This window comes from Mycobacterium helveticum (assembly GCF_007714205.1).
GTDB classification, from domain to species: Bacteria; Actinomycetota; Actinomycetes; order Mycobacteriales; family Mycobacteriaceae; genus Mycobacterium; species Mycobacterium helveticum.
In genome coordinates this window covers 1-13,370 of sequence record NZ_VMQU01000059.1, presented here as the reverse complement: position 1 = coordinate 13,370, position 13,370 = coordinate 1, and the positions used below count along the sequence as shown (strand labels likewise).

Here is a 13,370-nt window from a genome sequence, read left to right as displayed (position 1 = left end):
TCTCGTCGCCGCCCGCGCGCCGCGCAGGCGCGCCGAGGTCTCAACCGATGACGAACTGCCGCAACGCGGGCTCGTCGGCCAGCCCCCAGGCGGTGATGCGGTCCGAGATCGCCTGCCGCAGTTGCGGGGGCCCGAAGATGCCCGCCTGGGCGACGTTGCTCACCTTGTCCCGGTAGGAGTCGATGTCGGCGCCCACGACCTGCAGGTCGGCGGCGCGGGCCGCGATCGCCGCGATGGTCTCGTCGCGGGTGCACTCGAGGCAGTGCGCGACGAGGTTGGAGAAGAACTCCTCGTGCCGCACCTCGTCCCGGGCGATGCGGTCGACGAGCCCGGCCAGGACCGGCTCCTCGACCTTGGCCGCCAGGTTGGCGCAGAAAACCGCGTGGGTGCGCTCGGTGAACGCCATGTACACCAGGGTCTCGACCTGGGTGTACGTGTCGGCGCGATAGCCCTTCATCACGTACTCGACGCGCGCCTGTTCGTTGGCGGTCGGGTCGACCTCGCGGGTCACCACCAGGTATTCGCGCAGCGCGATCGCGTGCAGGTGCTCCTCGGCGGTCCAGCGGCCCAGCCAGCGGCCCCACCAGTCCTCGAGGATAAAGTGCTCGACGAGCTCGCGGTGATGCCCGGCGAGGTTGTCCTTGAGCAGCAGCAGGATCTCGCAGGCGTCGGTGATGTCCTTGGGCAGCGTCACCTGGGACGCATCCCAGTCGCGGCCGCCGAGGAAGGCGAAGTTCTCCCCGCGTTCGAAGGGCACGTAGTCGTGCGCGAACCAGAGTTCCTCGGTGTTGAGGTGTCGGTCCATGTTCGCTTCGACGACGGGCTCAAGTTCCAGCGTCATCGCGTTAGCGACAGGTTTCTGTGCCATGGGGTTACTGTAACCCGGGTACACAGGTGTGTGAAATTCTCCCGCTCGTGTCGCAACCGATTGGTGACTTTGGTCCTTTAGGGGGTCCTTTTTCGGGGCCCTTTTTCGCAGCCCTTTTCGCCGCCCTTCTTCGGGCGGCCGGCCGCTAACCGTCGACCAGCGTCCAGTCCTCGATGCCCTCGTAGAGCGGGAAGTTCGCGGCCAGCCGGGTGACCCGTTGCCGGAGCGCGGAGACATCGGCCGACGCCCCTGCCGCGAGCGCGGTGGCGATGATGTCGGCCACCTCGGCGAACTCGGCGTCGGCGAAGCCGCGAGTGGCCAGCGCCGGCGTTCCGACCCGCAACCCCGACGTCACCATCGGCGGCCGGGGGTCATTGGGCACCGCGTTGCGGTTGACGGTGATGCCGATGTCGTGCAGCAGGTCCTCGGCGGCCTTGCCGTCCAGCGGCGAGTCGCGCAGGTCGACCAACACCAGGTGGACGTCGGTGCCACCGCTGACCACCGACACGCCGGCCTTGGTCACGTCGGGAGCCGTCAGCCGCTCGGCGATCAGGCGCGCACCGGACAGCGTGCGCCGCTGACGGTCGGCGAACTCCGGCGTGGTGGCGATCTTGAGCGCGACCGCCTTGCCCGCGACGACGTGCATGAGCGGCCCGCCCTGCTGGCCCGGGAACACCGCCGAGTTGATGGCCTTGGCGTATTCCTGCTTGCCGATGATCATGCCGGAGCGGGCGCCGCCGAGCGTCTTGTGCACAGTGGTGGACACCACGTCGGCGTACGGCACCGGCGACGGGTGCAGATCCACGGCCACCAGTCCCGCGAAGTGCGCCATGTCCACCCAGAGCTTGGCGCCGACCTCGTCGGCGACCGCCCGGAACGCCGCGAAGTCGAGAATCCGCGGGTAGGCCGACCAGCCGGCGATGATCACCTTCGGACGGAATTCAAGAGCCTTGGCCCGCACCGCGTCCATGTCCACCAGATGCGTCGCCGGGTCCACACCATAAAAACCGGCGTCATAGAGCTTGCCGGAGAAGTTCAGCTTCATGCCGTGCGTCAGGTGCCCGCCGTTGGCCAAATCCAGCCCGAGCAGCCGCTCCCCCGGCGTCATCAGTGCGTGCAGCACCGCCTCATTGGCCTGGGCGCCCGAATGCGGCTGGACGTTGGCGAACTCGGCGCCGAACAGCGCCTTGGCCCGGTCGCGGGCGATGTTCTCCACGGCGTCGACGTATTCGCAGCCGCCGTAGTAGCGCCGGCCGGGCAGCCCCTCGGCGTACTTGTTGGTCAGCACGCTGCCCTGGGTCTGCAGCACCGCGCGCGGCACGAAGTTCTCCGAGGCGATCATCTCCAGGGTGTCGCGCTGCCGGTGCAGTTCCTTGCCGATCAGGTCCGCGATGTCCGGGTCGACCTCGGCGAGCGGGGCAGACATCACGGAGGCCGTGCCGGGAGAGGTGGCGGGGGCGTCAGGTGCAGCGGTCACGCAGGCCAGTCTATCGAGCGGCACTTTCAGCCAGCCCAGCCGTCGGTCGCCCGCCTGCCCCTGCCACACTTGCACCATGCCGCGGCTTAGCGAGCCGAGCCCTTACGTGGAGTTCGACCGGAAGCGATGGCGTGCGCTTCGCATGTCGACGCCACTGGCCCTCACCGAAGAGGAGCTCGTCCGGCTGCGCGGACTGGGCGAGCAGATCGACCTGCTCGAAGTCGAAGAGGTCTTCCTGCCGCTGGCCCGGCTGATCCACCTGCAGGTCGCCGCCCGCCAGCGCCTGTTTGCTGCCACCGCCGAGTTCCTCGGCGAGCCGCCGCAGAACCCGGACCGGCCGGTGCCGTTCATCATCGGCGTCGCCGGCAGCGTCGCCGTCGGCAAGTCGACGACAGCGCGCGTGCTGAAGGCACTGCTGGCCCGCTGGGACCACCACCCGCGGGTCGACCTGGTGACCACCGACGGCTTCCTGTACCCGAACGCCGAGCTGGGCCGACGAAACCTGATGCACCGCAAGGGTTTCCCCGAAAGCTACAACCGGCGTGCGCTGATGCGTTTCGTGACGACGGTCAAGTCCGGTGCCGAACACGCGTGCGCGCCGGTGTACTCGCACCTGCACTACGACATCATCCCCGGGGCCAAGCAGGTCGTCCGCCATCCCGACATCCTGATCCTGGAGGGCCTCAACGTCCTGCAGACCGGCCCGACCCTGATGGTGTCGGACCTGTTCGACTTCTCGCTATATGTGGACGCCCGCATCGAGGACATCGAGCAGTGGTACATCTCGCGGTTCCTGGCCATGCGCGGCACGTCATTCGCCGACCCCGAATCGCACTTCCACCACTACGCGGCCCTCAGCGACACCAAGGCCGTCGCCGCCGCGCGCGAGATCTGGCGGTCGATCAACCGGCCCAACCTGGTCGAGAACATCCTGCCGACCCGGCCCCGCGCGACCCTGGTGCTGCGCAAGGACGCCGACCACTCCATCAACCGGCTGCGCCTGCGCAAGCTGTAGATGCGGGGCCCACCGGGACCCCGCATCCACGAGTCGGGCGCTCAGGCCGCCAGGCGGCGCACCCCCAGATGCTGCAGCGCCGCGAGGCGGAACACCACCGGCCCGTAGGGCACCAAAGCGGCGCCGAGGGCGTGTTCCACGCCGGCCGGGCAGTGTTGCCGGGCTCCGGGCGCGCCTACACCGCTTCGGCTTCGATGAGGCTGAACGGGGACACCGTCTCGACCACCCGCGTCAGCCGGAAGCCGGCGCGCTGCAGGAGCCGGCCGTATTCCTCGGCGGTGCGCTCCCGCGCGGCGGCGCTGACGAACATGTCCAGGTCCAGCCACTTGCCCGCGAAATCCCGGTCGTGGGTGGGAATCACCAGTTCGACAAGGACCAGGTGCTTGCCCGTGCCGCACGCCGAGCGCACGTTGCGCAGGATGCGCTCGGCGTCGTCGTCGAGCCAGTCGTGGATCACGTTCTTGAGGACGTAGACGTCGCCGCCGGCCGGGATGACGTCGTCGAAGAACGATCCCTGGGCGATCTCGACGCGGTCCTCGACGTGGTATCTGCGGAGTCCCGCCGCGGCGCCGGCCACGACCTGGGGCATGTCGAACAGGACGCCGCGCGCCCGCGGTGTCGCGGCGAGGATGGCCGAAAGCAGGCGGCCGTGCCCGCCCCCGACGTCGACGATGGTGGCGTCGGCGCCGAAGCGCCCGAAGTCGTAGGCCGCCATGAGCGGGGCGATCGAGAGTTCGGACACGTTGGTCATGGCCTCGTTGAAGATGTCGTTCAGCTCCGGCTGGCCCGCCAGGTAGTCGAACATGTTCTGGTCGCGCATCTCGGCGGCGACGCACCGGCCCGCGCGGATGCCGTCGGTGAGCTGGCTCCAGCGCTCGCGCAGCTGGGGCGAGCCTGCCCAGCGGGCCCACGCGGCCAGCGAGATCTCGGCGTCGCGACGCAGCGGCTGCGCCAGCGGGGTCAGGTCGTAGCGGCCGTCGCGGCGCCGCCGAAAGATCCCGCGCGAGATCAGGGCGCGCATCAGCCGGGTCAGCGCGTCGGTGTCCGCGTCGACCGCCTTCGCCAAATCCTCGGCCGAGAGCGGACCCTTCGCCAGCGCGTCGGCGATGCCGAGGTCGGCCGCTACCGCGATCGCCTGCGACACCCACGCGTCCATCAGCATTTCCAGCACTACCGCCGGGGCGGGCAGCGTCCGGCGATACAGCCGGCCGAGGTGATGCCTGGCGCGTTCGATCGCTCGGACGACTTTCGCGGGTGGAATCGTCGACGTAGCCATTCCAGTGCCCTTTCGGTGGTCTTCGGTGGCCTTCGGTAACCGATGCCCCGGCTGCGAGAGTAACGAGGCGCGGGTGCACCGGGTTCGTCAGCGCGGGTCCGAGGTCGGCGGCGATCGGCCGGGCCGCGGCGTTCTGCCAGTCGTGCAGCGGTCCGTCGACGCTGCCGGCCAGGGCCGCGCCGTAACGTCAGCGCGCCGACGCCGCCGACAGCGCAGCCGTACGCGCCGGCGTGGCGCGCCGGCCACCCGCCGATAACCCGTCGCTACCTGCCGTACCTGCGGTGCCGCGCGCTGTAGGCGCGCAGCGCGCGCAGGAAGTCCACCCGCCGGAACGCGGGCCAGTGCGCCTCGGTGAACCACATCTCCGAGTACGCGCTCTGCCACAGCAGGAAGCCGGACAGGCGTTGCTCGCCCGACGTGCGGATCACCAGGTCGGGGTCGGGTTGCCCCGACGTGTAGAGGTTTTCGGAGATGGCGTCGACGGTCACCGCGTCGATGAGTTCCTCGGCGGTCGCGCCGTTGGCGAGTTCCTTGCTCAGCAACGCCCGCACCGCGTCGACGATCTCCCGGCGCCCGCCGTAGCCGACCGCGACGTTGACGTGGAAGGACGCCACGGCCGGTGTCGACTTCACCGCGCCGCGCAGCCGCCGGGCCGGCTCCCCGCCGAGCAGCTCGAGGTCCCCGACGGTGCGCACGCTCCAGCGGTTGGCCGGCGCGCAGATCTTCTCCACGACGTCGGTGACGATCTCGATCAGCCCGGCCAGCTCGGTGGGATCGCGCTGCAGGTTCTCGGTGGACAGCAGGTAGACGGTGGTCATTTCGATGCCGGCCTCCTGGCACCAGCGCAGCATCTCGGCGATCTTGGCGGCCCCCATCCGGTAGCCGTAGCTGACGTCGTCGTAACCCGCGTCGCGCGCCCAGCGCCGGTTCCCGTCGCACAGGACCGCGATGTGGCGGGGCAGTTCGGCTCTGGAGGCGGCCAGGCCCTGCCGCAGACGCAGCTCATAGACCTTGTAGAGCGGCTCCTTGAGCCGGGGCGGGATGATCTCCACGAAGACCCACCCTACTGTCAGGCCCGGCGATTTCGGCCGTCATTGCACCGGATGCCACCGCGCGACCGACACCGTCGCGTAACCATTCGCGGCTAAGCTGGACGCACAGCAAGCTCCGCACACTTTCTCGACGTGCCAGGCGACGGAGACATGAGCAGCCAGACCAGCACTCCCGCGAATTCAGGACCCGGATCACAAGCACGCGACCCGGAGAACCCGGTCGACGGTGCAGCCGACGTCTTCACCAGGCCGCGGATGCGCGGCTGGATCCACTTCTACTCGGCGTGGCTGGCCGTGGTGTGCGGGGCGACCCTGGTGTCGGTCTCGTGGGCGGTCGCATCGCCGCGCGCCGGTCATTCGACACTGGTCTACGCCGCCGCCACGGTGGCGATGTTCGCCGTCAGCGCCACCTATCACCGCGTCCAGTGGAAATCGGCGACCGCCCGGCTGTGGATGCGGCGGCTGGATCATTCGACGATCTTTCTGTTCATCGCGGGCAGCTACACGCCGTTCGCGCGCCTGGCCATGCCGCAGAGCACCGGGGTGCTGGTGCTCTGGATCGTGTGGGGCGGCGCGGCGGCCGGGACACTGCTGACGGTGTTCTGGCCGACGGCGCCCCGGTGGGTGGGCGTGCCGCTGTATCTGCTGCTGGGCTGGGTGGCGGTCTGGTACGCCCCGACGATCATCCACACCGCCGGGGTGGCCGCGATGGTGCTGCTGGCGGCAGGCGGGGTGCTGTACAGCGTCGGGGGCCTGTTCTACGGGCTGCGCTGGCCCGACCCGTGGCCGCGTACCTTCGGCTACCACGAGGTGTTCCACGCGTTCACCGTGCTCGCGGCGATCCTGCACTACATCGCGATGTGGCTGGCCGTCTTCTACGTCGGCCACCCGGCCTGACCGCGCGGACCTCCAGAGTCCCCCAGAGCCCAGAGTCCCCCAGAGCCCAGAAACCCCCAGAGCCCAGAAACCCCTAGAGTTGGGTCACGTCGGCGGCCGACCAGTACGCCTTCATCGTGGTGACCTTGCCGCTGTCGTCGAAGGCCATGACGTCGATCGGCTCGATCAGCATCCGGTGACCGCCGGCGTTCACGGTCAGCCGGAACTGGAAGGCCGCCTCGTTGCCGGCCACCCGCAGCGCCACCAGTTCGCAGGTGCGCTGCGCGTCGTCGAGCGCGGAGTAGAAGCCGTGGATCGCCTGCCGGCCGATGTGCACGTCCCCGCCGACCGGGTCCTCGACGGTGGCGTCGTCGGCGTAGAGCTCGACCAGGTCGTCGGCGCTGCCCGTGGCGATCAGCGCAATGTAGCGGTTGACGGCGTCGGTGATCGCTGTGGTTCGGTCGTCGGCGTGCGGCATGTGACGCAGGGTAACGGCCGGGCTATCGCCGGGGGACGCCCAGGGCCGCGGCCAGCTCGGCGGCCCGGGTCACCGGCAGGTCGCACGCCCGGCCCCGGCACACGTAGGCGGCGTCGGCGTCGCCCACCCGGGCCCGGCCGGCGAGCAGCGCCGACGAGTCCGGCGCGCCGCCGACCACGATCGTCCCGCCGGGCGCCAGGCGGCGCGCCTCGGCCAGCAGCTCCGAGCGGGCCGGGTCGCAGGCGACCGCGACCTGCAGCGGCCCGCGAATCGCCAGTTCGGCGACGGACACCCAGTTGCCGACCGAGCGGGGCGCCTGCGCCAGCAGTATCGAATGGGCATCGAGCGAAGCGGAGGCCGCCTGCAGGTACCGTTCGGCGCGGGGCCCCTCGACCAGGTGCGCCGCGGTCAGCAGCGCCTCGGTGATCGACGACGCGCCCGACGGCGTCGCCCCGTCCAGCGGGTCGGCGGGCCGCAACATCAGCTCTTCGGCGTCGTCGGCGGTGTCGAACCAGCGGCCGGGCCGATCCGGGTCGGCGAAGTGCGCCAGCGCCGTGTCCAGCAGCCCGGTCGCCCCCGTCAGCCAGTTCTCCCGGGCGGTCAGCTGATACAGCGTTAGCAGCCCGGCGGCCAGCATGGCGTGATCGTCGAGGGTGGCGGCGCTGTCGCCCACCACCCCGCCCAGGCTGGCCCGCCGCAGCCGGCCGCCGACGAGGTGCAGGTCCAGCAGCTTGGCCGCGCAGCGCGCCGCCGCGCGGGTCAACTCGGGTTCGTCCAGGGCCACGCCGGCCTCGACCAGCGCGGCGATCGCCAGCCCGTTCCAGCAGGTGACGACCTTGTCGTCGCGTCCCGGCTGGGCCCGGGTGCGGCGGGCGGCCAGCAGCGCGGCCCGCACGCGTTCCAGCCGTTGCGGATCGTCGGGATCTTCGCGCAGCTGCAGCACCGACGCCCCGTCCCCGAACGTGCCGGACCGCGTCACGGTGAAAAGATTTGCGGCCCAACGGCTGTCGTCGTCACCGAGCACCTCGCTCAGCTGCTTGCGGGTCCAGACGTAGGTCGAGCCCTCGCGGCCGTCGGCGTCGGCGTCCAGCGACGAAACGAACATGTCCGCGTCGGACAGCTCCACGAGCAGGAACCGCGCGGTCTCCGCGGCGATGCGGCGGGCCAGCGGATCACCGGTACGGCGGGCCCAGTGCGCATATACGCGCAGCAGCAGCGCATTGTCGTAGAGCATCTTCTCGAAATGCGGGACCACCCAGGCGTTGTCGACGCTGTAGCGGGCGAAGCCACCGGCGAGCTGGTCATAGATTCCGCCGCGGGCCATCGCGCCGCCGGCGCGTTCGACCGCCTCCAACGCGGCCGGCGATTTGGTGCGTTCGTAGTTGCGCAACAACGCCTCGAGAACAGCGGCCGAGGGGAACTTCGGCGCGTCGCCGAAGCCGCCGTTGACCTTGTCCTCGCCAGCCAGCAGCGCCGCGACGGCATGGTCGCACACCGCGGGGACCAACGCCGGGCTCCCGTTTGTTTGCTCCCAAAATGTGCCCGTCATCGCCCGCAGCTCCCCGGCGATGCGGTCGGACGCCTCCTCGACGTCGTCGCGGCGGTCCCGCCAGGCCTCCGTGACCGCCGAAAGCACCTGCAGGAAATCGGTTTTCGTGTAGTACGTGCCGCAGAAGAAGGGACGGCCGTCGGGCGTCAGGAAACACGTCATCGGCCAGCCACCCTGACCGGTCAGCGCGACGGTGGCGTTCATGTAGACGGCGTCGATGTCGGGGCGCTCCTCCCGGTCGACCTTGACGCAGACGAACCCCGCGTTCAGCGCCGCGGCCACCTCGTGGTCCGCGAACGACTCGTGGGCCATGACGTGACACCAGTGGCAGGCGGCGTAGCCGACGGACAGCAGGATCGGCACGTCGCGCGCGGCCGCGGCCGCCAGCGCCTCCGGCGTCCACTGCTGCCAGTGCACCGGGTTGTCGGCGTGCTGGCGCAGATACGGGCTGGTCGCCAGCCCGAGCGTGTTCGTCCGGGAGGGGTCAGCGGGGTTCATCATCGGACCCCGGTGGGTGCGTCGCGCCGCCGGTCTCCTCGTCCGTCGACGGCTCGACCGTGTCGGTGCCCTCGTCCGCGGCCTGGTCGGGCGCCGGGTGTTCGGGGTCGAACGACTCGGGCACCTTCTTCAGTTGGCGGTTCATCGACCTCAGCAGCAACAGCGTGGCGATCAGCAGCAGCACGATCACCAGCAGTCCCAGCGGGCTGGCCTTGCCGAAGTCGGGCCCGTGGTTGCGTGGCGCGCCGTCGGCCCAGACCACGGCATGGGCCGCGAGGCGGCCCGCGAGAAGGATGTGGTTCACCCGTCGACCTCGATTCCGGCGAACAAGTCGTCCTCGGGCAGGCGGACCGGCACCCGGGAGCGGGCCAACTCGAACTCCTCGGTCGGCCACAGCCGCTCCTGCCAGGCGATGGGAGCGGCGAAGAAGTCGTGGTTGGGGTCGATCTGTGTGGCATGCGCCCGCAGCGCGTCGTCACGCCGGCCGAAATACGCCGAACACTCGACGCGCGTCGTCACCCGGGACTCGAACGGGTCGTGCTCGGGATCCCAGTGCTCGAGCCACTTCGTGAACGGGGCGTCCCGGCCGTGCTTGAGGGCCTCGTCGTGCAGCAACTGCATCCGCGCGCGCAGGAACCCGTGGATGTAGTAGAGCTTGGACACCGTCCACGGGTCGCCGGCCTGCGGGAAGCGCCGGTAGTCGCCCGCGGCCTCGAAGGCGCCGACCGAGACCTGGTGGCAGCGGATGTGGTCGGGATGCGGGTAGCCGCCGTTCTCGTCGTAGGTGGTGATCACGTGCGGCCGGAACTCGCGGACCACGCGCACCAGCGCCTCGACCGCCTCCTCCAGCGGCCCCAGCGCGAAGCAGCCCTCGGGCAGCGGCGGGGGTGGGTCACCCTGGGGCAACCCGGAGTCGACGAAACCCAGCCAGGTGTGCTCCACGCCGAGGATCTCGGCCGCCTTCGCCATCTCGTCGCGGCGCACCTCCGCCAAGCGCCCGCGCACGTCGGGCAGATCCATGGCGGGGTTGAGGATGTCGCCGCGCTCGCCGCCGGTCAACGTCACCACCAGCACGCGATGCCCCTTGTCGGCATACTTGGCGAGCGTGGCCGCACCCTTGCTGGATTCGTCGTCGGGGTGGGCATGCACCGCCATCAACCGCAGTTCGCTCACACGCCCCCTACATCTTCCTGTGGGAATGTCCGGTGCAGTCCCGTTGGCGTCGCGCCGCCGGCCGGGCCCGTTCGACCCTATAATTCCAGTTCTCGATCGTCGGCATCCTCTGGGCCGGGGACGTCGGATCGCCGTCGAGATATGAATCACGCATGAGCGAGACTTTTATTCCGCGCCCCGAGGGCCGATACGGGCGATCCCGACTGTCGGGTGTGTCGCGGCGGCGCGTGGTGATCGCGCTGGCCGTGCTGGCGGTCGCGGCCGGTTTCGCCGTCGCCGTCATCGGCTACCAACGGCTGGGCACCAGCGAAGTCTCGGGCTCGCTGGCCGGGTATCACGTCGTCGACGACGAGACGGCCTCGGTGACGATCAGCGTGACCCGCTCCGACCCGTCGCGACCGGTGGACTGCATCGTGCGGGTCCGCGCCGAGGACGGCAGCGAGACCGGCCGGCGGGAGGTGCTGGTCCCGCCATCCGACCAGGCCACGGTGCAGGTGACGACGACGGTGAAATCCTCCCGGCCGCCGATGATGGCCGACATCTACGGCTGCGGCACCGACGTGCCCGGGTATCTGCGACCGTCCTGACCGCGGCGCGGACCCCGAACTCCGAATTTGGGGGACACCAGATGTTTCCTTGGTGGTAACATAGGCCAGTGCACGGTTCCTGTTGGGGCCGTGTATTGCTGCATTAGGGCCGTGGGCGCGGACCGGCGGCACCCGAACACTCCCGGCGGCGGGGCAGACAGAGGCTTACGCGAAGAGGCGGAAGCGTGAACACAAGGACGTGACGAGATGACGGACACCCAGGTGACCTGGCTGACCCAGGAATCACATGACCGACTCAAGGCCGAGCTCGACCAGTTGATCGCCAACCGCCCGGTCATCGCCGCCGAAATCAACGACCGCCGCGAGGAGGGCGACCTCCGCGAGAACGGCGGCTACCACGCCGCCCGCGAGGAGCAGGGCCAGCAGGAGGCCCGCATCCGGCAGCTGCAGGACCTGCTGAGCAATGCGAAGGTCGGCGAGGCGCCCAAGCAGTCCGGCGTCGCGCTGCCGGGTTCGGTCGTGAAGGTCTACTACAACGGCGACAAGTCCGACACCGAGACGTTCCTGATCGCCACCCGCCAGGAGGGCGTCAACGACGGCAAGCTCGAGGTGTACTCGCCGAACTCGCCCCTGGGCGGTGCGCTGATCGACGCCAAGGTGGGCGAGACCCGCAGCTACACAGTTCCCAACGGCAACACCGTCGAGGTCACGCTGGTCAGCGCGGAGCCTTACCACTCGTAGCGTCTGTGGCTGGCGGGCAGACGCAAAATCGCCCAATTTCGCGCCGAAATGGGCGATTTTGCGTCTGCTCGGGGGCCGGCTAGGACAGAGCCTGGTCGAGATCGGCCAGCAGGTCCGCGACGTCCTCGATGCCGACCGACAGCCGCACCAGGTCGTCGGGAACCTCCAGCTGCGACCCTGCCGTCGACGCGTGCGTCATGGCGCTGGGATGCTCGATCAGCGACTCCACCCCGCCCAGGGACTCGGCGAGGATGAACACCCGGGTGCGGGAGCACAAATCCTGGGCGGCCCGCCGCCCGCCGCGCATCCGCACCGAGACCATGCCGCCGAAGCCCCGCATCTGCCGTGCCGCGACGTCATGCCCCGGGTGGCCGGCCAGGCCGGGGTACAGCACGGCGCTCACCGCGGGGTGCCCGGCGAGGAATTGCGCCACGGCCAGGGCGTTCTCGCCGTGCCGTTGCATCCTCAGCACCAGCGTCTTCAGGCCACGCATCGTCAGGTAGGCGTCGAACGGGCCCGGCACCGCGCCGGCCCCGTTCTGCAGGAAACCGAAGGCGCCGTCCAGCTCCTCGTCATTGGTGACCAGCGCGCCGCCCACCACGTCGGAGTGCCCCCCGATGTATTTGGTGGAGGAGTGCAGCACGACGTCGGCGCCCAGCGTCAGCGGCTGCTGCAGCGCGGGTGAGGCGAACGTGTTGTCGACCAGCACCCTGGGACCGAGATCCGCCCCGAGATCCGCGATGGCGGCAATGTCGGCGATGGACAGCAACGGGTTGGTCGGCGTCTCGACCCAGATCAGCCGGGTCTGCGGGGTGATCGCGCCGCGAACGGCATCCAGGTCGGACAGCGCCACCGGCGTGTAGCCGACGCCCCACTGCGTGAACACCTTGTCGATGAGGCGGAACGTGCCGCCGTAGGCGTCGGTGGGGATGATCAGGTGGTCGCCGGGCCTCAGCATCGCCCGCAGGGCGCAGTCGGCGGCGGCCATTCCGGAGCTGAACGCCCGCGCGTAGGTGCCCTCTTCGACCGTGGCGAGCGAGGCTTCCAGGGCGGACCTGGTCGGGTTTCCGGTGCGGGCGTACTCGAACCCGCCGCGCAGGACCCCCACGCCGTCCTGGGCGAACGTGCTACTGGCATAGATCGGAGCGTTCACCGCCCCGGTCGCCGGATCCGGCGGGTAGCCGACGTGGATGGCCCGGGTGGCCAGTCCGGCCGTCCCGGGGGGTGGCGTGCTGCGCTCCCGGCTCATCCGCGCGGCTACCTACCCCCGATCGGCAGGCAGACGGTCGACATGATCTTGTCGGCCAGCGTCTGCCGCTTGGCGTCCCACAACGGGAACAGGAAGCCGACGAAACAGATGATCGCATCGACGAGGTGCGCGAAAACACGCAGGATGGACTTCCCGAACCCGATCGGCTGCCCGGTGACCTCGCTGAGCACCTTGAAGTTCATCACCGACTTGCCCAGGCTCGACCCGGTGGTGCCCTGGCGGTAGCCGTAGTTCCAGATCAGGTAGAACAGCCCCACCGCCGAGGCCAGCGCCTGCGCCAGCACCCCGACGGCCGAGTTCTGGGTGGCGCACACCTGGTTGACGGCGTAGGGCGTGATGTCGGTGACGCAGGACGTCTGCTGGGTGGTCATCAGGATTCCCGTGCCGATCGAGTGCACGATGACGTACGGCAGGATGTCGATGACGAACGCCAGCACCCGGGACAACCACGGCGTGTAGTCCTGCTTCGGCAGGGTGCGGATCGCCGGCCCCGGAGGCGGCGGAGCGTAGCCGCCGGAAGGCGGGGGCGGCGGCGGGTAGGAACCACCG

The 13,370-nt window shown here is 70.0% G+C and carries 14 protein-coding genes; 4 read left to right on the top strand and 10 right to left on the bottom strand.

All coding sequences use genetic code 11. From position 1 onward, the window contains the following. Positions 1-40 precede the first annotated feature (40 nt). Positions 41-868, bottom strand: a complete 828-nt coding sequence (locus FPZ47_RS14880; protein WP_144952347.1) for an acyl-ACP desaturase — start codon at positions 866-868, stop codon at positions 41-43. A gap of 145 nt (positions 869-1,013) precedes the next feature. Continuing rightward, positions 1,014-2,294 carry a serine hydroxymethyltransferase gene (gene glyA, locus FPZ47_RS14875; RefSeq protein WP_144952361.1) on the bottom strand — a complete coding sequence of 427 codons (1,281 nt, stop codon included), beginning with the start codon at positions 2,292-2,294 and terminating at the stop codon, positions 1,014-1,016. Between the two features lie 127 nt (positions 2,295-2,421). Between glyA and coaA the strand changes: the two genes are divergently transcribed. Continuing rightward, positions 2,422-3,360 carry a type I pantothenate kinase gene (coaA, locus tag FPZ47_RS14870; protein ID WP_144952349.1) on the top strand — a complete coding sequence of 313 codons (939 nt, stop codon included), beginning with the start codon at positions 2,422-2,424 and terminating at the stop codon, positions 3,358-3,360. A 175-nt stretch (positions 3,361-3,535) separates the two neighbouring features. On the opposite strand, the gene FPZ47_RS14865 is transcribed toward coaA, so the two are convergent. Together FPZ47_RS14865 and FPZ47_RS14860 are read right to left on the bottom strand one after the other, a co-directional pair. Beyond that, the gene (locus FPZ47_RS14865; protein ID WP_144952350.1) at positions 3,536-4,636 is read right to left on the bottom strand and encodes a methyltransferase; all 1,101 of its coding nucleotides are present in this window, start codon (positions 4,634-4,636) and stop codon (positions 3,536-3,538) included. A gap of 263 nt (positions 4,637-4,899) precedes the next feature. After that, positions 4,900-5,688, bottom strand: coding sequence for a (2Z,6E)-farnesyl diphosphate synthase (locus FPZ47_RS14860; protein WP_144952351.1), 789 nt, complete (start codon positions 5,686-5,688; stop codon positions 4,900-4,902). Between the two features lie 150 nt (positions 5,689-5,838). Here FPZ47_RS14860 and trhA point away from each other — a divergent pair, with 150 nt between their 5' ends. Continuing rightward, positions 5,839-6,585 (top strand): PAQR family membrane homeostasis protein TrhA, encoded by a 747-nt coding sequence (trhA, locus tag FPZ47_RS14855; RefSeq protein ID WP_144952362.1) that lies wholly within the window; start codon positions 5,839-5,841, stop codon positions 6,583-6,585. A 73-nt stretch (positions 6,586-6,658) separates the two neighbouring features. On the opposite strand, the gene FPZ47_RS14850 is transcribed toward trhA, so the two are convergent. Genes FPZ47_RS14850 through mca form a run of 4 tightly spaced genes read right to left on the bottom strand, consistent with a single transcriptional unit; the run spans position 6,659 to position 10,262 of the window. Continuing rightward, positions 6,659-7,042: a nuclear transport factor 2 family protein gene (locus FPZ47_RS14850; RefSeq protein WP_144952352.1), complete on the bottom strand. Its 384-nt coding sequence runs from the start codon at positions 7,040-7,042 to the stop codon at positions 6,659-6,661. A 22-nt stretch (positions 7,043-7,064) separates the two neighbouring features. Beyond that, positions 7,065-9,089, bottom strand: coding sequence for a thioredoxin domain-containing protein (locus tag FPZ47_RS14845; RefSeq protein WP_144952353.1), 2,025 nt, complete (start codon positions 9,087-9,089; stop codon positions 7,065-7,067). Beyond that, the gene (locus FPZ47_RS14840) at positions 9,076-9,393 is read right to left on the bottom strand and encodes a hypothetical protein (RefSeq protein ID WP_144952354.1); all 318 of its coding nucleotides are present in this window, start codon (positions 9,391-9,393) and stop codon (positions 9,076-9,078) included. Before FPZ47_RS14840 ends, FPZ47_RS14845 begins: the two co-directional genes overlap by 14 nt. After that, positions 9,390-10,262 carry a mycothiol conjugate amidase Mca gene (gene mca, locus FPZ47_RS14835; protein WP_144952355.1) on the bottom strand — a complete coding sequence of 291 codons (873 nt, stop codon included), beginning with the start codon at positions 10,260-10,262 and terminating at the stop codon, positions 9,390-9,392. The genes FPZ47_RS14840 and mca overlap by 4 nt, the downstream gene beginning before the upstream one ends. Positions 10,263-10,414: 152 nt before the next feature. On the opposite strand from mca, the gene FPZ47_RS14830 reads away from it, so the two are divergent. Both FPZ47_RS14830 and greA read left to right on the top strand, forming a co-directional pair. Then, entirely contained in the window at positions 10,415-10,849 is a 435-nt protein-coding gene (locus FPZ47_RS14830) for a DUF4307 domain-containing protein (RefSeq protein ID WP_144952356.1), read from the top strand. 207 nt (positions 10,850-11,056) lie between these two features. After that, positions 11,057-11,551 (top strand): transcription elongation factor GreA, encoded by a 495-nt coding sequence (gene greA, locus FPZ47_RS14825; RefSeq protein ID WP_144952357.1) that lies wholly within the window; start codon positions 11,057-11,059, stop codon positions 11,549-11,551. A gap of 79 nt (positions 11,552-11,630) precedes the next feature. On the opposite strand, the gene FPZ47_RS14820 is transcribed toward greA, so the two are convergent. Together FPZ47_RS14820 and FPZ47_RS14815 are read right to left on the bottom strand one after the other, a co-directional pair. Continuing rightward, a complete protein-coding gene (locus FPZ47_RS14820; RefSeq protein ID WP_144952358.1) occupies positions 11,631-12,800 on the bottom strand; it encodes a cystathionine gamma-synthase in 1,170 nt (389 codons plus the stop codon). Between the two features lie 8 nt (positions 12,801-12,808). After that, the coding region (locus tag FPZ47_RS14815; protein WP_145039478.1) for an RDD family protein at positions 12,809-13,370 on the bottom strand (562 nt) is incomplete at its 5' end.